This window comes from Roseivivax sediminis, from assembly GCF_900112685.1.
GTDB classification, from domain to species: domain Bacteria; phylum Pseudomonadota; class Alphaproteobacteria; order Rhodobacterales; family Rhodobacteraceae; genus Roseivivax; species Roseivivax sediminis.
This window is the reverse complement of record NZ_FOMS01000014.1, coordinates 37,957-59,832: the sequence shown is the minus strand read 5'-3', so window position 1 is coordinate 59,832 and position 21,876 is coordinate 37,957. Positions and strand designations below refer to the sequence as shown.

Sequence of the window (21,876 nt, the reverse complement as noted above, 5' to 3'; positions counted from 1 at the left end):
GTGCGCTCCTCGCGGGCGGCGCGAGCTTGGACACGCCGCCTGACGGGTTGGAGTTAGCTGCCGAGGCTGCAGACCGCCTGCGTATCGACCGGTTCCAGCTGCTCGGTTGTGCCGAGGTGATCCCAGCCCTGTTCGCGGTTCGCGCGGATCAGGTGGATATCCATCACGGCATGATTGGTCTGACCGTCGATCGTGACCTTGCCGCCCGGCGCGTCGAAGCTGGTGCCCGGCAGGGCTTCGATCACCGCATCGGCGGATGGATCGCCGGCCTTTTCCGCCGCCAGGGCCCAGAGTTTCACGCCCCGGTAGCCCAACTCGCCATAATCGCCCACGTAGGACTCGTCGCCGGTATAGGCCCTGAAATTCTTGAGGAAGACCCGCGCCGCCTCGGTTTCCAGCCCATCATGGAAGGAGGTGGCGTTGACGATGCCGGCGGATTCGTCGGCGCTGAGATAGGTCTGTTCGCGCCCGATTCCGAACATGCAGGACGCAAGCGGAATCGTGTCCTTGCCCACGGTCGCCTCGTACTGGCGGTAGAAGGCGTTATGGGCGTTGCCGACCAGGACGGACCACACCACGTCGGGCTTTTCGGCCTGGATGCGGGTGATGGCGGAGGCAAAGTTTGACACGTCGAGCGGGAAGAACTCGGTCTGGATCACCTCGCCGCCGGCTTCCTCCGTGTATCTCTTGATCCATTCGCCCATCGTGTGGGGGTAGAGGTAGTCGGCGCCCAGCACATAGGCACGCTTGCCCATGTTCTGCACCACGTGCGGCACCAGTGGCTTGAGTTGCTGCGAAGGCACCATCGCCGGGCAGACATGGCGGGGATCGCAGACCCCGCCCTCGTACATCGAGTTGTAGAAATAGAGCCCGCCGAACTTGCTGACGATGGGACGCATCACCTCGCGCGCCGAGGACGTGACGCCGCCATGCACGACGACGGCCTCGTCCCGGACCAGCGCCTCGGTCATGTATTGCGCGTTGAGTTGGTTGTTCGACTGGGAATCGTAGAACACCAGTTCCAGGGGCCGTCCGACCACGCCGCCGGCGGCGTTGATCTCGTCCACGGCCATGGCCGTCGTCTTGATCTGCTGCAGGCTGTAGATGTTCAGGCCCCCGGTCTGATCGAGAATGTTGCCGATCACGATCGGCTTTTCCTGTGCGATACCGGCGGTGGCGAGAATGCTGGGGGCGCTGGCATAGGCCAGGGCACCACTGGCAGCTTTCATGAAGTTTCTTCTGCTGAATTTCATTGGACAGTCCTCTCCTGTGGACTCAAATGGCGGGAGCCGAATTGAGCCAATCATGTTTTGCTTTTGTGGATTTTCCGGTTGCTGGACGCGGCGAGCGATAGCGCGCATATGCGTTCGTTTTCCGGATAGGCGCCTTTTCGGGTTGTCTCCCAGAAGGCGCAGGTGCGGCGCTGTTGCCGCATTCGGGACAAGCTAGATTCGCTGGTTGAAGCCAGTCAAGAAAAGGGTGCTCTCAATCTTGGTCCGGGGCTGTTTCTCGACGAGAAATCTCCGAAAGTGACGGTTTATTCATCGTTTCTCGCGTCTCGTTCGGGTTCGGTTTCGGAACCGTGTCAGGGGCACGCCGCCCGGCATGCCGGGCTTCATCTTTCGTCCTGTCCTCCTTCTCTGTGCCAATGCGCATCATCTCACTCCGCGCCGGCGATCAGCTCCTCGACGATCTCGGCTATGGTCACGCGCTTTCGCATCGCGAATTGCCGCAGGAGCGTGTAGCCTTCGTCCCGGTTGACGCCATGTTGCCTGGCGACGATCGCCTTGGCTTTCTCGATCTTGTCGCTGAATCGCACTTTCTCCTCCAGCCGCCTGATGTGGGCTCGGCGTTCCTGCTCGCGCTTGAAATTGGCGACGCTCAGCAGCACTTCCATCAGCACCCCGAAGGTCCGCAGGGGCATGGTGATGATGGATTGTGCATTTATCGACAGCGTCTTCTCGACCATCAGCGGGTTCTCGTAATCGGCGATGGCGATCAGCGCGGCGGAGGGGTCCTCGACATTCCAGTCGAAGGGGGGCGGATCCTCGATCAGGTGACGGATGGAGATGAAGACCACATCGGCGTCGATCTCTGCCTGTGGCGGCGGCGGCCAGGAGGTGACGGCCGAACAGCCCATGCGGCGCAGGTGCTGGATCAACTCGTTGGCCTCGCCCCCGGGGGGCACCAGAAGGTGGATCCGCAAGCTCCGAAAGCTCTGGACCAATTCCCGTATCGGCTTGCTTGGTCTATCCGGCGCGGCCATCGGCTCAATTCTTGCTCCCTGACAGCAGGGCCGGCTCCCGCATCACCCATGTCTTTTCGTGCACGAAGGGTGAATAGGGGTCGGGTTTCACGGCGCTGACGGATTCGCGGATCACGTCGAACTGGCCGCTTGCGTTGATCCTGCCGATCCGGGGCCAGAGATAGGTATGGCCGTTATCGGCATCGATCTTGATCCGGCCCTGCGGGGCATCGAACGTGGCGCCCATCAGCGCCTCGCGCACCTGGTGAGGATCATCAGTGCCGCAGGCCTGCATCGCCTTTGCGGCCAGGTGCACCTGGGAATAGGTCGCTTCCCAGACCAGGTTCGTGGGGGTTCTCTGCCCCAGCCAGTCGTAGAAATCGCCCAGAACCTGCCGGTTGCGGGCATTGTCCAGCGACTGGAAATAGGGGGCGGCGGTGAAATGACCTTCGCCTGCGTCAAAGCCCATCATCGAGATATCCGTCTCTGAGGTGGTGAGGCTGAAGATCGGCAGCTTTGCCGGATCCAGCCCCATGGCGCGGTAGGCCTGGTAGAAATGCGTGATCGAGGGGCCGACGAGGTTGCAATAGATGCCGTCGGGCGAGGTTTTCAGGATTTCCCGGAGGTAATTGTCGAATTCATCCCGGGGCGCGTCCAGCTTGACGAAGAAATCGGTCAGGGGGGGCTGGTCGTCGGGGCAGACCTGCTCGGCCATGGTGCGGGAGGCGACGCGTGGCCAGATGTAATCCGAGCCGATGATGGCGATGCGGGGGCCTGCGGTCTCGGCGATGAATTCCGCCATCTGGCTGGAATTCTGGTTGGCCACGGCCCCGCCATAGATCACGTTCGGGGAATATTCGAAGCCCTCGTACTGGGTAGGGTAGAACAGCAGGCCGTTCTTGTGTTCGACCACGGATTTCACCGCCATCCGGGTGCTGGAGCGGTAGGCGCCGAAGATCAGGCGCACCCCGTGCTTGGAGATCAGCTCGTCGGCGAGAAAGCGGTAATAGACGACGTCGGAGCCGGGGTCGAAATGCACGATCTGCAGCTCTTCGCCCTCAATGCCGCCGGCGGCGTTTATCTCGGAGACCGCGAATTTCAGCGCCGTGAGCATCAGCCGTTCGGTACTTGCGGTCACGCCGGTCACCGAGTGCAGGACACCAATGCGGAATTTTGACTTGGATTTCTTCAAACTTGGCCCTCTGCAATGCTGAGTGTCTGCCGGTAGTACGGGGGGCGGGCTGCCGCGGACAGGGCGAGCCTGGTGACTGGCCTACCCGATTGTCCGGCATGGTCGGATCGCAGGTCGGGAGCGGAGTTCAGGTATCCCGATGTATGAAAAGCGCGAATGTTCCATTCAAGTCCCGTCAGTGGAATTGGCTTTGCCGAATTCATCCCGAAGGGACATTTGCCGCGGGACGACACAGGATCTGCGCCGCCCCGCCGCGTTCGGATCATGCCGCCTTGTAGCGCTCCCTGGCTTCGTCGCTCAGCGCGGCGAGCGTCTTGCCCCAATAGGGCAGGGTCCGGCGCTTGAGCATCTCGCGGAACTGGCTGGTGGTGTTGGCCAGAAGCGTGCCGTCGCCCCAGTCGAGGATCACGCCATACTGGCGGATGCAGTCCATGTCCTTGATTTCGCCCGCACGGTAGCGCGCGGCCACGGCTTCGGGATCCGCGTCCAGCCATCCGGCCCGCTCCGTGGCGATCCGCGTTCGCGCCGCCCGGGTCGCCTCTTCGTCGACTTCGTATTCGGCAAGGTCCCTGTCGATCACCTTGATGACGACGCCGTAGTCGATCAGGGCACGCTCTACGCTGACGTATTCATCCGCCACGTCCTCGCAGACAGCCTGCGCATCACGCATGAGCGGATCGCCCACGCCGCCGCCTCCGGCCGAGGGGCGGGTGAACACGTCGTTCACCTCCAGAGGCATGTTCGAGAAGATCGAGCCGAGATAGCGCTCCTTCTCGGTGCCCTTGTTGAGCCAGACGCCGTGCGGGATGGAAGGCAGTCCGCCCCACATGCCCCATGTCACCGAGCGTTCGCGGTCGCAGCAATAGGACATCACGATCCGTTCGCCCTCGAACACGGCGCCGCCTTTCTGCGCGCCCAGCCCGCCACGGGATTCCCCCGGCCCGGCGGAGTCCTGCACGAAGTCGTGGCATTCGGTGATGACCGGCGCCAGCCGTTCCTGGCCCTCGAGCGGCTGGATGCCGTATTGCGCCCCGAAGACCGGGGCGGTGGCGTTGAAGCCGTCGCGCCCGTTGCGGCCACCCCATCCACCGGCCATCCAGTCATACCACATGAAATAGGGCTTCTCCTCGATCCGCGTGTCGCGGCCCCCGACCAGCAGGTATTCGAGATTGAAGGCGCAGCCCATGGTCCGATCAGGCAGGATATCGGCCCACATGCCGAAGACCGAGTTCATCAGCTTCTCGAACGGGCCGGAACAGAACCCCGCGCTTGGGCTAGGCCATTGCGCGTTCACCACCGTTCCCGGCTCGCCCACGTCGACGGTCACCGCCCGGTAGAGGCCGGAGTTCAGCGGCAGGTCAGGGAACTGGTACTTGGTGCCCGCCACGACTCCCGCGAAGGAGCCGCCATAGGCCGCGTTGAGAAAGGTCGAGATCTGCGGGTGCGAGCCCGACAGGTCGTAGTGGGCGTGATTGCCATCGATCGTCAGCTTGATCTTGATCGGGATCATGCCCTCGCCGAGCTTGGGATCCTGGTCGATGTAATCTTCGGCGTACCAAGTGCCGTCGGGCAACTCTGCCAGGCGGGTGCGGGTCAACACCTCGACGTAATCCTGCACTTCCTGGAAGGCCGCCTTGATCGTCTCGACTCCGTACTTGTCGCACAGCCGGACGATTTCGCGTTCCGACACGGCGGTCGCCTCGGCCTGCGCCTGCATGTCGCCGATCACGTCACCCGGGTTGCGGGTGTTCGCGGCCATCAGCTTGGCCACATCGGCCAGCCAGACGCCCTTGCTCCAGACCCGCACGGGGGTGATGCGCAGCCCTTCGCCCATGTGATCGAGCGCTGTGATGTTGAACGAGCCGGGCGCCGCGCCGCCCACATCGGCCCAATGGCCATTGGCCTGCGAATAGCCGATCAGCTCGCCCTTGTAGAACATCGGGCGGACGATCCGCGTGTCGTTGAAGTGGCTGCCGCCCCGGAACGGGTCATTGACGATGAACACGTCGCCGGGATGGATGTCATCGCCGAACTCCTCGATGATCGCCTTGCAGGTATAGTGCAGCGTGCCGACGTGGGCGGCGATGTCGCCCGTGCCCTGCATCACAAGGTTGCCCTGCGGATCGCACAGACCGGACGAGAAGTCGCGGCAGTAGATCACGAAGGAATAGCAGGTCCGCAGCAGCTGCTCGGCCATCTGGTCGACGATGTTGACGAAGGCGTTGCGCAGGACCTCGAAGGTGATCGGGTCGAGGCTGGTGTTGAACTCGGTCAGGCGGTCCTCGGGGGCAGGGGGGCTCTGGATGCCCTTGTCGGAGAGCCCGGAACAGGCGGTCAGGTCTTTCATGGTCGTATCCTTTTCACTGTCTGGGATCAGCGGCTGCTATTCGGCGCCAAGCTTGATCTGGATGTTCAACCACTCGTCGATTTCGGCGGTAGCGTTGGGCGGAACGACCGTGGTGGAATCGAGCTGGTCGATGATCGCGGGTCCCTCGATGGTGACTCCGACGGGCAGGTCGTCGCGGTCGTAGAGGTTGGTCGGCAGCGCGCTGTCATGGCCATGGAACCACACTTCCCGCGTGCCCTTGGGGCTCGCCCCGGGAGCCTCTCCGATCTCGATCCTGGGGAAGGACGGTTTCGGCGTGACGCCGATGGCGCGTACGGTCAGGCGGTAGACCTCGACCGGGAAATCCTCGCGCCGGAAATTGTGCGCCTTCTCGTACTCGTCATGGAAGATCGCGATGGCCTCGTCCATCGAGGTGACGGTGCCCGGCAGCGGCACCGCGAGCGATCGCCACTGGCCGCGGTAGCGCATGTCGACCAGCCGCTGGAAGGTCATGTCCTCTTCGCGCACGCCGTCCTTCAGAAGGCGCTCGCGCCCTTCGACCTCGATCTCGCCGAAGGCGGTCTCCAGCTTTGCCGGGTCGACTTCGGAGGCATCGGCGAAGAACATCCTGGTCACGTCATGCTGCACATCGACCAGCATGCAGCCGACGGCGGAGGTCACGCCGGGGTTTGGCGGCACCACCACGGCGGGGATATTCAGCTCCCGCGCGATATCGGCGCCATGGAGGGGGCCTGCACCGCCAAAGGCGACCAGCACGAAATCCCTCGGGTCGTGGCCCCGCGCGATCGAGATCAGGCGCACCGCGTCGGCCATGTTGGCATTGGCCACCCTCAGCGTCGCCAGCGAGGCCTGCACGACATCCAGCCCCAGCGCATCGCCAATCTTGCCCATGGCCGTCACCGCGGCCTCGCGGTCCAACTTCTTCTTGCCACCCACCAGCGCGGTGCCGACCCGGCCGAGGATGATGTTGGCATCGGTGTTCGTCGCCTCGGTGCCGCCGCTATTGTAGCAGGCCGGGCCGGGAACGGAGCCTGCGGAGTGCGGGCCGTTGCGCAGCGATCCGGCCTTGTCGAGCCAGGAGATGGAGCCGCCGCCGGCGCCGATGGTCAGCACCTCGATCGAGGGGAAGCATATCGGGTGGCCCCAGTCGACCTCCCACTTGTCGGTCATGCGCAGGGCGCCGTTCTCCGCCAGCGAGATATCGGCGGAGGTGCCGCCCATGTCGAGCCCGATAGCGTTGTCATAGCCGCAGAGCCCGGCGAAATACTTGCTGGCAATGGCACCTGCCGCGATGCCCGACGCAGCAAGCCGCGCGGCGTAATTCTCGGCCGAGGCCGGGGTCATCACCCCGCCGCCGGAATGAAACAGCAGCACGTCGGAGGCATAACCGGCGTCGCTGGTGCGTTGGGCCAGGTCGCGGGCATAGGGCCGGATGATCGGGGCGAGGATGGTGTTGGCCACGGTGGTCGAGAAGCGGTCATCCTCGAAGATCTCGGGATGGGTCTCGTGCGAAGTGGTGATGGCCACGTCGGGACCCAGCACCTCTGCGAGGATCTCGGCCATGCGCAGTTCATGCGCACCGTTGATATAGGCGTTGATGAAGCAGACCGCGACCGCGCTGACATTGCGCTTCTTCAGGATACGGGCGACCTCCCGGGCGGCTTCCTCGTCCAGCGGCTCGACGATCTCGCCTCGGTAGTTGATGCGCTCGGCCACGGCGAAGCGGTCCCGACGGCGGACATAGGGCGGAGTGCCTTCCTTGTAGGCGTCCCACGGATCCTCGCGGGTGCCCCGGCCGATCTCGAGTACGTCGCGGAAGCCCTTGGTGGTGACCATCGCGGCGGGCTTGAAGTTCCGGGTGATGAGGGCGTTCGTCGCGGTGGTGGTGCCGTGGGTGAACAGCTCCACGTCGGCCCAGTTCACGCCCACCGCCTCGGCCCCGTTCATGACCGCGTCGATCGGGTTGGCGGTGCTGGGCACCTTGGCAACTTTCTGGATGCCGTCGCCCCCCAGAACGAAGATGTCGGTGAACGTGCCGCCCACGTCGATCGCCATTCGCACATTCGGCTTTTCGGCCGATGATTGCACTACGTTTCCATCCATGGGCATTCTCGGAATCCTCTCGGGCTTTGACAGCAAGGACCACGCCAGATTCCGAACGGAGTCGCGGCGTTTGGGTCGTGTCAGATTGATTTTTTGGGGAGACAGGAATCCCGCACTCAGGCTCGGGCGGGATCTGGCTGCGCTCGCTGTTGAGCGCTCGCCTTGACGTTACAGAGGATTCGGAGTTTCGCAAGGATTTTTTAAAGGCATTAAAATCAATATCTTGATGCGTTTATAATCGCCGTGCGGGAAATATCGTCCGGTCAGTGTAGGCAGGCTTTTGAGCATTTGTTACCCAAAGTGCCGTGCAACCAATATGATAAAAGTTCACATAACACACATTATCGGACCCTTGAGCCTTCACGCAAATCGATAATGTCACCCGTGCGCAAAGCACAAGTGTCACTCTCCTCCGTGGCGAAGCTTGGCAGAGAGTTCGGGCATGGGATGGGTGATGATGAGCGAGCGCGAGTTGCAGCGGATCGAGGTGCTGGCGCAGATCAATGACGGCCGGCTGAGCGTCGAGAGCGGCGCGAACGTTCTCGTGCTGTCCCGGCGCCAGGTGTTTCGGCTGCTGAAGCGGTATCGCGCGGACGGCGCAGCGGCGATCCGGCACAAGGCGCGCGGACGTGCGCCGAACAATCGCATCCACCAGGCCAAACGCGACTACGCGGTCACCGTGATCAAGGAGAGCTACGCGGATTTCGGGCCGACGCTGGCGGCCGAGATGCTGGCCGAACACCACGGTCTGACGGACTCACACAATGCGTACGTTGCGGACTTTCAGTCAACGGCAGCTTCCGGCGCGACTGCGCAGGGACGTGTGCAGAACCTCTTGGATAGTTTGACATAATTTGCCAATCTATATCACCATCTTGGTGGATAGAGGCGCCTATGGCAACGATGAACGTATCCCTGCCTGACCCGATGAAAAACTGGGTCGAAAGACAGACCAAGAGCGGGCGCTACAGCAACGCCAGCGACTACGTGCGCGACCTGATCCGCCGAGACCAGGATCGTCAGACAGCTGTAGCGGAGTTGCAAAAACTCGTAGATGAAGGGCTTGCAAGTGGCCCGCCGCAGAAGTTCGACATGGAGGCGTTCCTGACGGGCAAGGGGGAGGACCATGCGGAAGAAAAGCCCGATTGAGGAATATCGCGTCTCACCGGCCACGCGGATCGATCTAAGCGGCATTTGGGACTACACTGCAGAGATGTGGTCGTCTGACCAGGCAGATACCTATCTGCGCGGCTTGGACGAAAAACTCGAAGATCTATGCCGCCATCCTGAGATCTCTCGTGATCATCGTATCTTTCATGCGGCCGTCCTCTCCGTTGCATGGCTTCGAACACCACGATCTTGGCACATCGCGATGCCGTCAGGGGAGGGCGGCAACCATACCATCTACCCACTTCAGGCTCGGTTATCATTGGACGTGCTTTGCAAGCGCGATCTCAACCCGAGGCCGCTTCCGCCGAATCCGAGGCCCCGGTCGCGCAGCTTGGGACGCCATCGGCGAAGAAGTCCTCCGGGATGTTGCGCGCCTCGGTGACGATCACGTTCGAGGCCGCGTCCCAGACCATATGGCGCTCCCACACGAGCTGGCCGGCGGGATCGACTTCGAGGAGACGGCCGCGTTCGGCCTCTGTCAGGAGCAGGTTGCCGTTCGGCAGGACCTGGTGCTTGCCGCGGCGCCATGAATAGAACGGCACCTCTTCGGATCCGGTGAAGTCGATGCCGACCTCTCGCGTTTCGGGGTCTATGCGCATGATCCGCGACACCTTTGTGCCGGGATTGTTGTCATACACGGTGATGGTGCCGTCGGGCTGAAAGTCGGGATCGTGCTGCTTGAGCCACGGTCCGTGCTGCCACCACTTCATCCGGCCTGTCTCGGGGTCGACCACGGCTACGAGGTTGATCTCACGCAGGCTAATCATCACGTCGCCCGTCTCGAACATCGGGAAGGCCTCGGCCAGATCTTCGGTCAGCGGTTCGGCGTCGTTCGGGTGGAACGGGTCGTGACCATATCGGATCTCGCCGTTAGTTTTGTCGAGCGCGACGGTGCGCAGGTCGAGATAGCCTTGCTGTGCTCGATCGTTCCCGCCCGCGATGGCTCCGCGCAGATCGAGGCTGCGGACCTCCTCGCCGGTGTCCTCGTTGACCCAGACGATCGTCTCGCCGCGCCAGGTGACCATGTTGCCCTGCCCGTCCCGGGTCAGGGTATGGTGGTACCAGTCGATGTTGCTCCACATCGGCTCGCCACAGGAATCGAGCCGGGTCAGCACCTGCCCGGTGTCGAAGGTGACGGCGATGGAGCCGTCCTCGAAGACCTCCATGCCGTGCAGCATCGTGTTCTGGGGCCGGATGTCGCCATCGAGCTCGGCATAGGGGATCGGCCAGCGATGTACCTCCTTCCCGTCCGAGTCGTAGAGCCTGACCGTGTGAAACGTGCCCTCGGGGTCGGTGTTGAGGCCGGACACGAGGGTGAAGCCGCCCTGCGCCTTTTGCGGCTGATGCGCGGTGAAGCCACGCGCCGGGTCCGGCGTATCGGTGCCGCCGGGGGGCACGAGGTGGCGGGTCGGCTCGAGCCCGATATCGTTTCGCCAGTTTTCCTTGAGGTCCACGTAGGTCCGGTGCGCAAGGCCGAGCTGCGGCGCGGGGAACCAGCCCCACCACGAGGCCACGGTGCCGTAGACGATGCCGAGGACCCCGATGGAGACGGCAAAGACCACCGGGGCCAGGTGGTCAGAGAGAGACGGTTTGTTCATACCGTGACCTCCTTGCGATAGCGCGACGCCGACGGTGCGAGCGCGCGGTCCAGAAGCGCGGCATGCACCGCCCGTGCGCACGCCAGCAGCGGCGGGCTGGCGCCGTCGAGCTCGAGCGGCGGCCCGGGTGCACGGAAGATCGAGGCGCGGCCAACGATGTCTGCCTTCGAATCGGCGCCGATGGCCTCTGCCAGAACCGGCAGGGTCTCGTGCGGCGCGGCGCAAAGCGCGTCGTGGTCGACAAAGACGGCGTTCCGTCCGGCCGTCGCCAGCACGTGCTCGTAGGCGCTGATCCAGTAGCGCAGCCAGAAATCCGGGCCGGTCGCCGTCTCGATATCCGGGGTCGTTCCGCCGAACGCGATGGGACGCAGCGCCTGCCCAAACTCGAAATGCCCGACACCCTCCATGTAACGGCGCCCGAACGGCTCGCGCGCATGCAGGTTGAGAAAGCGCTCGTGCTGGCGCATAAGCGACACGACCTGCGCCCGCGGATCCCGAACCGGAATCACGATCGCGGCGTCAGGGCAGATCGTGTCGAGCAGCGGCAGGCGCGCGATGTTTGCGTTGTTCTTCGACACGTAGCGGCTGGCACCGGGTTTCGATGCGACGATCTTGGCCATATGGGTACGGAAGGATTGCGCGAAGGCCGCGTCGTTCTCCCGAGCGCTCCAGGTCTCGATCCGGTCGGGGCGGTAGTGATCCGGCCAGAACGCCATCCAGAGCATTTCCTCGAACGCCTCAGGACTGTCGCCCGAAACCTCGATCCCGTCGCCATGCGCGCGTTCCGTGCGCGCGGCGGTTTTCTGGATCATTGGCACGATGCGCCCCCAGAGAAGCGGCGCGAGCGTGAACGGCATGTGCCGGTAGGTCGCCGAGGCGAACTCGGGGGTCTCCGCGAGCAAGTTCAACATGATCGTTGTCCCTGCGCGGGGCAGCGAGGTGACGAACACGGGCCGCGTGGCGCGGCTGTGGTCGATGCGGCTGCGATAGAGATAGGTCTCGAGCGCGCCGAGCCTGCGCTGCCGGACGGGCGAGGCGAAAGCGAAATTGTGGAGGGCCTGCTCCATCGGTCCGTACGGCACCTCGCCTGTTTCCGTGGGCGCGGCCTCGCGCCGTCCTCCAATCCGGTCGAGCGCCAGCCAGAGCGCGATGGCGGCGAGTGTCGAGCCGAGCAGGAAGGGCCAGTCCATCGCCACCGACATCGCTGTGCCGAGACCGTAGAGACCGGCCTTCGCACCCCCCCAGACGAGGGCCGCCGCGGCGCTGAACGAGGCCAAGCCGATGCCGGCGATCGCCAGGAACTGTCCGAAGAGAGAGATGGAAGCGTGCCGCACCTTCCTCTCCTTTTCGATGTCGGAGAGGTCGGGGTTGCTGATGACCTGCAACGCCTCCTGCGCGGTTGCCACGACCCGGCGCGCGACAACTTCGGCGCGCAGGCTCCGCAGGACGCCGACGAACGCGATCAGCCCCAGCAAAAGGGCCGCGATGATCACTCGCGGCGTCGCTCGTCGCTAGCGCCCATGGTCCGGGCGTCCTGCCGGTCCGCGCGGTTCCTCATCACGCGCTTCATCGGGTACCAGACGAACCCGACAAGCGCGAGCAGGATGGCCGCGACGAGCGCGATCAGCATGCCGATCGCGGTCAGGCTCGCGCCCGGGCCGACATAGGCTTGGGCGGAGACGGGAAGACAGGCTGCGCCGACCGCGATCGGCAGGGCGACGAACCGGAGAGGTTTTGACACATGGGGACGCACGGCAACCTCATAAATGACCCTGGGTCATGCACGTTACGCCAGAGGTGGCGTCGCGGTTCCCGCGCCCCCGCGCTGACAAGCGTCATCGTGCCAGAAACGGGAGCCGGCCGGCAGATTTCCACTCATTTGGTGGCTGGCGGCCTCACTCCGTGGCGGGCAGCAGGGCCTCGGTCGGCACGTCGTTGGTGGCCATCACGCCGGCCCCGCCCTCGAGCGTCGTCTTCATCAGGAAGACGTTGTAGACCGGCTTCCACATGGACATCGTGAAATAGAGCGAGTCTCCGATATCGTCGATGGGCACGATGTAGGGCGCATAAAGCCCCGGGTAGTCGGCAGAGGAGACGACGCGCTGTGCCGCGCTCCACGGCCCGGTCGGCGCGGGGGCGGTGCGGAGCACGATCTCGGCCCGGGCCGGTTCGAAGTAGAGCATCAGCCAGCGCCCATGGGTTTCGCTCCAGGCGACCGAGAGTTCCCCGGCCGGGGCGGGCACGACAGGGGCCGAGCGCGTGATCTCGTGGCTCCACGCGGCACCGTCCCAATAGCTGTAGGCGGCCGGATCCAGCAGGCTTTCGGGCGCCACGCGACCGAGCCGCACCGCGCCGTAGCGCCCCTGCGGGATACCGAAAACGTAGATCATGCCGTCGTGCTCGGCATAGGCCACCTGCTCGAAGCCAAGCCCCGAGGCCCAGATCGCCCGGTCGGATTTCGTCCAGGACTGACCGTGATCGTCCGAAAACGCGAGGCCGGAGCGGCGCACGAACCACTGGTCGTCCGCGCCCCAGAACCGCACCGACATGTAGTGCAGAACCATCTGCCCCGCGACAGAGATGCCGTTCGTCGGGATCACCGTCCATTCGTGGCCGGGGATCTTGGCGGAGCGCACCAGTTCCTTCGCCGCACCCGTGGTCTCCGCGATCATCGCCGCGAAGGGCAGCCCGCCGGCGGGATCGGGATCGTCGATCCGGGCCATCGTGTTGCTGCGCCAGTCGCCTCCGTCTGCGCCGTAGGTGTCACCGAACACCATGTAGAGCGCGCCGTCGTGGCGGAACATGTGGCCAAGGTCCGTGCCGTGCACGTTCCAGCGCGCGGCGGTGTCGTTGTGTGAGGCGGCGCCGGTCAGCTGGCGCACGAGTTCGGTCGCGCCCACCACGAGCGCGCCGGCAAGGCTCGTGTCGGGATGGGGTGCATCGAGCTCGTCCCGCGGGACGTCCGCGCTCATTGCGGTTTCGGCCCGTGCAAGATCCGGCACGGTGACGTCGAAGACCGGCGGCGCGGCGTGGGCAAGGCTAGCGATGCTCAGAAAGGTTACGGCAAGAGACAACGCGACGCGCACGAAGACATCCTCTGACAGGAAAGCGAATTCATGCCGAAATGCGAAGCGCCCATCCCGGCCGGAACTGTCAGGAAAAACAGCCTCGTCAGGCATGCACCGGGCCGAGATTTCGATCAAGTGGAGCGACCGGAATGTGTCGGAATGTCGCGGATCACCCACGTTCGGCAGATCTCTGCCGCCTATTGTCCGGCACGCGGGTGTTTGGAGCGCCGATGCCCGGGATGCTGCCGGTCACTCGTTCGGACAGCACAGAAATCCTTCGGCCGGCCAATTCGGTGCCGAGGGCTGATCGAGCGGGATCGCGGTGCAGCTCAGGTCGGGCCGGCGGTGCTCGACCCAGCGAAGAAACTGTCCCCCGTCGGTGGGAAACACAATGCCCCCCACGACGTCGCGGCGTTCGACCTCATCCTGTGTGCGCCAGGTCACGCGGTACTCGGCCGGCGCAGGCGCCTGCCCGAGGAGCTCGTGATAGAGCGTCACCATGCGCTCGTAGTAGGTCATCGACACCAGCGGGTTCTCGACCGGCGCCTGCGCCACCGCCGCGTCCAAGGCGGACATCATGCCGTCGAACGGCGCCTCCCGGGCGCGCAGCTCCGTCGCGACCCCCCCCGTGCGCACCACGGCGAACGCCAGGAGGATCAGCCCGACGACGGCGTGCACCCGCGGCATAGACGCAAGCCGCCAGCCGATCGCGGCGACCGACGCGACAAGGAGCGGGCCGAGCACCGGCAGGTGAAAGGCGCGGATGTCGTAGGCGCCGTACCACAGCATGAACGGGACGAAGGCGAAGGCCACGCCGAAAACAAGCGCGAGCCCGGTCCAGCCGGCGTCGCGGCGGCGCCACCCCAGCACGAGGATCGCGAGGCCGGAGAGCATCAGCGGCCCAGAGACGTTGGGATGCGCATACGACAACGTGTCGAGCAGAACCTCTCGCGTTTGCGGCGAAGAGAGGCCCGAGCCGTAAAGATCCCCGAAATAGGTGCCCCGGATATAGTCGATCAGCTCCCCGACCGTGGGCGGCAGGGGCATGTACTCGGAATAGGCGGTGCTCGGCTGGTGCGTGACCCAGTAGAGATAGAGATACTGGCACGCCCCGAGCATCAGAAGGCCCACCATCGCCGCGATGACGCGAAGCCGCACAAGCAGGCGATGGTGCGCGATCATTACCCAGAGGCCCACGGGCGCCAGCATTATCATCATCAGGTGATTGCCGAAGGACAGCGCATAGACCGCGACCGCGGCGATGAACCAGCGCGGGTTCTTGGTGTCGACGAAGCTTAGCAGCAGGTAGGTCACCGAGAGGATGAAGCAGAGCGCCAGCGGATAGACCTCGGCCTCGGTCGCCTGCACCGCCATCAGGCCGGCGCTTCCCAGCAGCATCGCCGCGGCGAGAGCGAACAGCCGGCTGCGGGTCAGCCGCGCCACGATGAGGAACGCCATCGTGTTGGCGATTGCGCCCGGCAAGGACGCCATGGCGAAGGTCATCGCCCACCAGGGTTCGACCGGGAGCGACAGCGCGCGCACGAGCGTCCCGAGCAGCAGGACGAGCGGATAGCCCGGCCCATGAACGAGGATCGAGGTGTGCCCGAGCGTCTGGAATTTGGCTGAGTCCCCGGCATTCAGCTCTCCGCCCAACCCCGGAAACTGACAGCCGCCGTAGTAGACCAACCAGAACGCGAGTATCCCGAACGCGATCAGACGGCGGTTGCGCACGTCGCTCGATGCGCCCGCGCGCGACAGGGATGCCACGCCCTCTACGTACATTGCCACATCACTCCTCCTCCCCGGCATTCGTCCGGGTGAGGTTGGCCGCCACGGTCGGCACCCCGGCCGCGATCACCGGGGCCAGAAGCGTGCCACCGACGCCGAAGGGCAGGTCGACCACCTGCTCAGCCGGCTCCGGTTCCGCCTCGCTGAAGAGGATGGCGTTGCCCTCGACCTCTGCAGTGCCGCTCCGAAGCCCGATCGCGCCATCCATGTCGATGCGGTATCGATCGCCAGCGATGGTCAGGCGCGAAAGATCGGCGGCGCCCGCTGCGAAGTCGAGCTGCATGTCGATCGTGTCAAACGGCGTGCGCCCGGCAGAGGGGATCAACGGCCCCTTGTCCTCGGTCATGAATTCGCGCCCCTCCGCCAGTGAGTCGAGAGTCGCGATGACGTTGCCGCCCGACAGGCTGCCGTCCGCGACATGGGCCGAGGCGCTGCCGGTCAGAGAAGCGACAAGATCGCCCAAGGTGCGGCCCGTGGCCTCCGCCCGCACCACGGCGTCCAGCCGCCCTCCGGGCCGTTGAGGCGTCCCGACGAGCGGATCCGTAGCGAATCGGGTGACGAGTTCCACGGTCTTATCAAGCGACAGACCCGCGATCTGGCTCGACAGATCGAGGTGAGCCGCCGCGTCCGCCGCGCTCAGGGTCGCGAGAGTACGGAACGTGCCGAACGCTTCACTCGCGCCGTCGAAAAGAAGCCTCGCGGCGCCCTCCCCGACCGACAGTTCCAGCGCGGCCTGCTCGAAGGTGAGGCCGGAGGCGGACAGGTCCTGCCCTGACAGCTCGAAATCGAACACCACCTGCGACAGCCAGTCGGTGCCGATCGACACGGAGACCCAGTCGTCGTTTTCCATCGTGGCACGACCCCTGGCGATGGCCCGCTCGGCATCGTCCTGCAGTGCGCGCAACCGCGGCAGGAGCGATTGGTCCGGCGCAACGGCGGCCCTGGCCCGACCGTCGAGCGATATGCCGCCGACCGAGAAGGTCGCGTCCTCGAGGGCGACGGCCGACGGCGTCATCGAGATCCGGCCTTCAGCGTCCATGCGGGTGAGCGATGGCAGACCGATTCCGGCGCCCAGCTTGCGGAACAGCGTAGCGATATCGCCGCTCGCGGCGAGATCGCGTAGTTCCGCCGGCAACTCGCCGGCCCGGCCCGCCGCTGCGACGTCGAGGGATATGCGGCCGGGGCTGCCGCCGGACGTCCCGAGCAGCCGCAGATCTTCGAGCGCGAGGTCGGCGTCGACGTGCACCGCCCCGGCATCGAAGCTGGAAGTGACGGCAACGCCACCCGGTGGCTCGGTCCCCGCTACGCGCAGGTCGAGCCCGGTCAGGATCACCTGCCGCGCGCTGCCGTCGTCATAGTGGATCGTCCCTTCTGTCACCTCGAGTGCCTTGTTCGGGTCGCCGAGCCCAAACGCCGCCGCGGCCTTGACCTGCGAGGGTTGCAGGCGAGTGCGGCCGGTCAGCGTGATTTCCGGGCGAACGATGCGCGGCCGGACGATCTCGACCCGGCCGGCAAAGAGCGGCGCGAGCCGCAGCGTTGCTTCGATGGCCTCGGCCCGCCCGCTCCACCGTGCGGGGGCGACCACGGTCGGCACGAATTCCGGGCCTGCAATCTGCACGCGCCCGCCAGGATGCAGCGACACGCCCTCGTGCCGTCCAATCGTGACTGCGCCGTCGCTCAGCTCCTCGAAATGCGCCTCGAGCTGCGCGCGCACGACGCGCTCGGGGACCGCGGAAGGCAGTGTGAAATAGACCGCGACAGCGGCTGCCGCAACGATCGACACCACGACGAGACCGGCAATCACCAGTCGACGCATCCGATGAACAGCATGTTTGTCATCACATGGGTTTGTCATCACACGGTGTCTGCATGCCTTCCAACCGTTTCGCGCTCGCCGTGCCGCATCACGGGTGTATCCCCGCGACCGGACGATCGCATGCAACCAGAATCCCGTGGTGTCGCCAAAGAAGGATTCGGCTCGCAGGATCCGATTATGACATTGAATGAGATGGTGCCACCTGCCGATAATCCAGAGGCGCGAGCGCGGAATTCTGCCGTCAAGGACGCAGTATATCCCAATATAATCGGATTTTTGCCGATCGGCGGCGAGACTGGCGCGTTCTTGCCGCACGGCAGAGGCCTCCAGGAACCCGGCGTCCTATTGCTAGTTTTCAGGACATGTTTTGGCGCCGAGCCACTCTGAATCAGTGCCGCTCTCGAACGCACCGCCCGCGTCGTACGGCGTCCGTCGGCGGTGCCGAGGCGGTACACCTGCACGGCGTCCCGATAGGAGCACAACGAGAATGACGTCGGATCCGAACGTGACACGTGCCGTGCCCGCCCCGGCCGAGCCACCGCAAAATCCTTTCGACAAGTCCGCGGGAGCGCCGGCCGATGTCGTTTGCCTCCCATCCGAGGCTATTGATCTTGCGTCCGCACCCAACGTGCCGCTCGTTATCGACCTCGATGGCACGCTGCTACGCTCGGATCTCTTGGTCGAAACGTCGTTGCGGCACGCCGGGAGCGCGCCGCTGCAGGCTCTGGCACTGCTGCGCGCGGCGCGGCATGGCAAGGCCGCGCTGAAAGCGCACCTAGCGGGCGTGGTGCGTGTCGACCCAGCCACCCTGCCCTACGACCACGACGTGCTCGCGCTTGCGCGCCGGGCGCGGCTTGCCAGGCGGCCCGTTTACCTTGCGTCCGGATCGCACGCGGACTTCGTCTCCGCCATCGCCGAACACCTCGATGTCTTCGACGGCTGGTTCGCCACGGAGGGCGACACCAACCTGACGGGTCCGGCCAAGGCGGCGCGGCTGCGGGAGCGTTTCGGTGTGGGCCGGTTCGACTACATCGGCAACGAGGCCGCGGACCTGCCGGTCTGGCAGGCGGCGCGGCGCGCCTTCGCCGTACGGACTTCCCGCCGGGTCACCGCGCGAATGGGCGAGGTTTCGGGAGATGCCACGCTGATCGATCAACCGACTCCCGGCGTTTCGATCTGGGCCCGTCAGTTCCGGGTCCATCAATACGCCAAGAACGTGCTCGTGTTCGTGCCGATGATCGCCGGGCACGCGCTCACCTTCGAGAATGTCGCCCTCGCGAGCCTCGCCGCGCTTGCGTTCTGCATGGCAGCATCGGCCTGCTACATCCTGAACGACCTCGTGGACCTGCAGGAGGACCGGGCGCATCACTCCAAGTGCAACCGTCCGCTCGCACGGGGCGATCTGTCGGTCGCGCACGCGGTCGCAGCGATCCCCGTACTCCTGCTGACGGCGGCGACGATCTCCCTCGCCATTTCGCCGACCTTCGCACTGGTGCTCGCGATCTACTTCGCGACCACGACGGCCTACAGCTTCGTGCTGAAACGCATCCTGCTGATCGACGTCCTGACACTCGCCGGACTTTACACGATCCGGATGCTCGGCGGCGCGGTGGCCGTAGGCATCGCGATGTCCTCGTGGCTCATTGTCTTCTCGCTGTCGATCTTCGTCTCGCTGGCGCTGATGAAGCGCTTTACCGAGCTCGCCGCCCTCGTGGACGCCAATAAGCCCTCTCCCACCAATCGCGACTACGAAACGCTCGATCTCGGCATGCTCGCAGCGCTCTCGGCAGCGGCGGGGTTCAACGCGGTCACGGTGCTCGCGCTCTACGTTTCGGGCAGTTCGGTCAGCACGCTCTACAGCCGGCCGGAGCTTCTGCTGCTCGTGTGCCCGATCCTGACCTACTGGATTGGCCGGGCGCTGATCCTCGCACAGAGGCGGCAAATGGCCGACGACCCGGTGCTCTTCGCGATCAAGGATCCGCAGAGCCGGATCACGGGGATCGCAATGCTCGGCGTCTTCATCGCCGCGATCTGACATGACGCGGTCGTCGTTCCCACAACGCAGGCTGCGTGATGCGCAACCGTTCGTGCGCTACGCTGCAGCGGCCGTCATCTGCGTCGCGACCAACCTCGCGGCACAGGAGGCGGTGGTGCGGGCAGCGCCGAGCGCGCCACTGATGGTGTCGATCATTATTGGCACCGGCGTGGGCTTTCTCGTGAAGCACGTCATCGACAAGACCTGGACCTTCCGCGAGCCCTACATCACGCCGGCCGCCGAGGCGTGGCGGATCACGCTGTCGGGCCTTTTCAGCGTTCTGACCACGGTGATCTTCTGGGGCTTCGAACTCGGCTTCTACGCGATCTGGGGTACGGATTTTGCCAAGTATGCGGGCGCTGTCCTGGGCCTCGGCATCGGCTACGTGGTCAAGTACATGCTCGATCGCCGCATGGTGTTTTGCGAGGCGACGGTATGAAGGACCTCAGCGGGTGGGGCCGTTATCCCCGGCTGTTCGGGCCTTTGACGACCGCCTTGACAGCTGCGTCGGCGGCGCGGCTGACCGCGGCCGCACCGGGGGTCGTGGCACGCGGTTTGGGCCGGGCTTACGGCGACGCGGCCATCGGGCGCGACCGCACGCTCGCCCCCGCCGGTCTCGACCGGCTGCAGGGGTTCGATCCCGACACCGGCCTCCTGCGGGCCGAGGCAGCTGTCAGCCTCGACGATATCCTGACCACGTTCGTGCCGCGCGGGTTCTTTCCCCCGGTCGTCCCTGGCACGCGCTTCGTGACCGTCGGCGGCATGATCGCGTCGGACGTGCACGGCAAGAACCAACATAACGATGGCACCTTCGGCGAACATGTGGAGGCGTTCACCCTGGCGCTGCCCGACGGGCGTACAGTCCGCTGTGCCAGGGACCAGAACACGGACCTCTTTCACGCCACCATCGGTGGGATGGGCCTGACCGGCACGATCCTCGACGCGTCCTTTCGCCTGCGCCGGGTCGACACCGGCTGGATCCGCCAGACCACCAGCGTTGCCAACAACCTGTCGGACGCCATCGGACTTCTCAGCCGGACGTCGGGCGCCACCTACACCGTTGCGTGGATCGATGTGCTGGCGCGCGGGGCCGCGCTCGGCCGGTCGCTCATCCTCGAAGGTGGGCACGCGGCGCGCGACGAGCTCGGACCACGGCAAGCGCCCTTCCCGCCCGCGCGAGCCGGCCGCGTGAGCGTTCCCTTCGACATGCCCAGCGGGCTTTTGAACGCCAAGACCGTGTCGGCGTTCAATGCGCTCTACTACCGCAAGGGCGCGCTGCGAGCCGGACAGACGTCGCTCGTGCCGTGGGACAGCTATTTCTTTCCGCTCGATGGCATCGCCCGGTGGAACCGCATCTACGGGCCGCGCGGTTTCGTTCAGCATCAATGCGTGATCCCCGAAGAGCGGGCCGAAGCGGTGCTGTCCATCATTCTCGAACGGCTGTCGCAGACCGGCACGGGGTCGTTCCTCGCGGTGCTGAAGCGGCTGCGCGCCGGAACGGGCCTCATGTCCTTCCCGATGGACGGGCTGACGCTCGCGCTCGACATCCCCGTCAGCGAACGGGGGCTCGCGCTTCTGGCCGAGATCGACGGTCTCGTCTCCGAGGCGGGAGGGCGTCTCTATCTGGCCAAGGACGCCTGCCAGTCGCGTGAGACCTTCGAGGCCGGGTATCCCAACATCGCCGCGTTTCACGAGGTGCGCCGCGACGCGGGCGCCCTCGGGCACATGTCCTCCAAGCAATCGGAAAGGCTCGGGTTATGAGCGACGCACCGGCGAAATCGGTCCTCCTCGTGGGCGGCACCTCGGATATCGGACGGGCCGTGGCCTCGGCCTACGCCGCCCGGGGCTGGCACGTCACGCTCGCCGCTCGTAATCCGGAGGCGGCCGACCGCGAGGCCGCCGATCTGAACGCGCGTCACGAGGGCGCGCGGGTCGAGACCCGCACGCTCGACATCCTCGAAACCGACGCGTTTCCCGGCTTCCTCGATGCCCTGCCCACCCTGCCCGACACCGTCGTCTGTGTCGTCGGCGCGATGGGAGAGCAGGCCCGCGCCGAGCGCGACCCGGCCCACGCCGCCGAGGTGCTGCGCACGAATTTCGAGGGCCCCGCGCTCCTGCTCGAAGCCGTGGCGGGCCGTTTTGCGGCGCGAGGACGCGGGCTCATCGTCGGCATCAGTTCCGTCGCAGGTGACCGCGGGCGCGCCACCAACTACGTCTATGGCGCGGGCAAGGCCGGGTTCACCGCCTACCTGTCGGGTCTGCGCAACCGTCTCGCCAAGAGCGGCGTGCACGTCGCGACCGTCAAGCCCGGCTTTGTGCGCACACGCATGACCGAGGGCATGGACCTGCCCGGCCCGTTGACCGCCGCGCCCGCCACGGTGGCCGAGCGCATCGTCGCGCTCGAGGATCGCCCGCGCGACGTCGTCTATGTCCTGCGCCGATGGCGGCTGGTGATGCTGATCATCCGCGCCATTCCCGAGGCGATCTTCAAGAAGCTCAAGCTGTGAGGATCGT

The 21,876-nt window shown here is 65.3% G+C and carries 17 protein-coding genes and 1 pseudogene; 7 read left to right on the top strand and 11 right to left on the bottom strand.

All coding sequences use genetic code 11. The features are described 5' to 3' along the window. Positions 1-53: 53 nt before the first annotated feature. The 5 genes from F3H57_RS18650 to F3H57_RS18630 form a co-directional block, all read right to left on the bottom strand. A complete protein-coding gene (locus F3H57_RS18650) occupies positions 54-1,229 on the bottom strand; it encodes a transporter substrate-binding protein (protein WP_188129744.1) in 1,176 nt (391 codons plus the stop codon). 431 nt (positions 1,230-1,660) lie between these two features. Continuing rightward, the gene (locus F3H57_RS18645) at positions 1,661-2,206 is read right to left on the bottom strand and encodes an ANTAR domain-containing response regulator (RefSeq protein WP_188129743.1); all 546 of its coding nucleotides are present in this window, start codon (positions 2,204-2,206) and stop codon (positions 1,661-1,663) included. A 64-nt stretch (positions 2,207-2,270) separates the two neighbouring features. Beyond that, entirely contained in the window at positions 2,271-3,437 is a 1,167-nt protein-coding gene (locus F3H57_RS18640; protein ID WP_149757854.1) for a transporter substrate-binding domain-containing protein, read from the bottom strand. 262 nt (positions 3,438-3,699) lie between these two features. Then, positions 3,700-5,784, bottom strand: a complete 2,085-nt coding sequence (locus tag F3H57_RS18635) for a hydantoinase B/oxoprolinase family protein (protein ID WP_149757852.1) — start codon at positions 5,782-5,784, stop codon at positions 3,700-3,702. Between the two features lie 36 nt (positions 5,785-5,820). After that, positions 5,821-7,893, bottom strand: coding sequence for a hydantoinase/oxoprolinase family protein (locus F3H57_RS18630; RefSeq protein WP_223163142.1), 2,073 nt, complete (start codon positions 7,891-7,893; stop codon positions 5,821-5,823). 436 nt (positions 7,894-8,329) lie between these two features. Here F3H57_RS18630 and F3H57_RS18625 point away from each other — a divergent pair. From F3H57_RS18625 to F3H57_RS23000, 3 genes and pseudogenes are all read left to right on the top strand, one after another. Continuing rightward, positions 8,330-8,638, top strand: a pseudogene (locus F3H57_RS18625) (helix-turn-helix domain-containing protein); the annotation flags it as partial. 143 nt (positions 8,639-8,781) lie between these two features. Continuing rightward, a complete protein-coding gene (locus tag F3H57_RS18620) occupies positions 8,782-9,036 on the top strand; it encodes a type II toxin-antitoxin system ParD family antitoxin (RefSeq protein WP_149757850.1) in 255 nt (84 codons plus the stop codon). After that, complete coding sequence (locus F3H57_RS23000) at positions 9,014-9,439, top strand: type II toxin-antitoxin system RelE/ParE family toxin (protein WP_149757848.1); 426 nt, start codon at positions 9,014-9,016, stop codon at positions 9,437-9,439. The genes F3H57_RS18620 and F3H57_RS23000 overlap by 23 nt, the downstream gene beginning before the upstream one ends. Here F3H57_RS23000 and F3H57_RS18610 read toward each other — a convergent pair. The 6 genes from F3H57_RS18610 to F3H57_RS18585 all read right to left on the bottom strand — a co-directional run bounded on the left by F3H57_RS18610 (position 9,342) and on the right by F3H57_RS18585 (position 17,453). Then, positions 9,342-10,655 carry an arylsulfotransferase family protein gene (locus F3H57_RS18610; RefSeq protein ID WP_149757846.1) on the bottom strand — a complete coding sequence of 438 codons (1,314 nt, stop codon included), beginning with the start codon at positions 10,653-10,655 and terminating at the stop codon, positions 9,342-9,344. The genes F3H57_RS23000 and F3H57_RS18610 overlap by 98 nt on opposite strands. Next, on the bottom strand, positions 10,652-12,148 hold the full coding sequence (locus tag F3H57_RS18605; protein ID WP_149757844.1) for a sulfotransferase: 1,497 nt from the start codon (positions 12,146-12,148) through the stop codon (positions 10,652-10,654). The genes F3H57_RS18610 and F3H57_RS18605 overlap by 4 nt, the downstream gene beginning before the upstream one ends. After that, positions 12,145-12,396: a hypothetical protein gene (locus tag F3H57_RS18600; protein WP_223163141.1), complete on the bottom strand. Its 252-nt coding sequence runs from the start codon at positions 12,394-12,396 to the stop codon at positions 12,145-12,147. The genes F3H57_RS18605 and F3H57_RS18600 overlap by 4 nt, the downstream gene beginning before the upstream one ends. Positions 12,397-12,550: 154 nt before the next feature. Beyond that, complete coding sequence (locus tag F3H57_RS18595) at positions 12,551-13,741, bottom strand: DUF4185 domain-containing protein (protein ID WP_188129741.1); 1,191 nt, start codon at positions 13,739-13,741, stop codon at positions 12,551-12,553. Positions 13,742-13,972: 231 nt separating this feature from the next. Beyond that, a complete protein-coding gene (locus tag F3H57_RS18590; protein WP_223163150.1) occupies positions 13,973-15,505 on the bottom strand; it encodes a protein O-mannosyl-transferase family in 1,533 nt (510 codons plus the stop codon). Between the two features lie 7 nt (positions 15,506-15,512). Next, positions 15,513-17,453, bottom strand: coding sequence for an AsmA family protein (locus tag F3H57_RS18585; RefSeq protein WP_223163140.1), 1,941 nt, complete (start codon positions 17,451-17,453; stop codon positions 15,513-15,515). Positions 17,454-17,955: 502 nt separating this feature from the next. Between F3H57_RS18585 and F3H57_RS18580 the strand changes: the two genes are divergently transcribed. Genes F3H57_RS18580 through F3H57_RS18565 form a run of 4 tightly spaced genes read left to right on the top strand, consistent with a single transcriptional unit; the run spans position 17,956 to position 21,869 of the window. Continuing rightward, positions 17,956-19,362, top strand: coding sequence for a UbiA family prenyltransferase (locus tag F3H57_RS18580; RefSeq protein WP_262504528.1), 1,407 nt, complete (start codon positions 17,956-17,958; stop codon positions 19,360-19,362). A gap of 52 nt (positions 19,363-19,414) precedes the next feature. Beyond that, positions 19,415-19,801, top strand: coding sequence for a GtrA family protein (locus tag F3H57_RS18575; RefSeq protein WP_223163139.1), 387 nt, complete (start codon positions 19,415-19,417; stop codon positions 19,799-19,801). A gap of 56 nt (positions 19,802-19,857) precedes the next feature. Further along, on the top strand, positions 19,858-21,123 hold the full coding sequence (locus tag F3H57_RS18570; protein WP_223163138.1) for an FAD-binding oxidoreductase: 1,266 nt from the start codon (positions 19,858-19,860) through the stop codon (positions 21,121-21,123). Then, positions 21,120-21,869 (top strand): SDR family oxidoreductase, encoded by a 750-nt coding sequence (locus F3H57_RS18565; RefSeq protein ID WP_149757830.1) that lies wholly within the window; start codon positions 21,120-21,122, stop codon positions 21,867-21,869. Before F3H57_RS18570 ends, F3H57_RS18565 begins: the two co-directional genes overlap by 4 nt. The last annotated feature ends 7 nt before the right edge of the window (positions 21,870-21,876 follow it).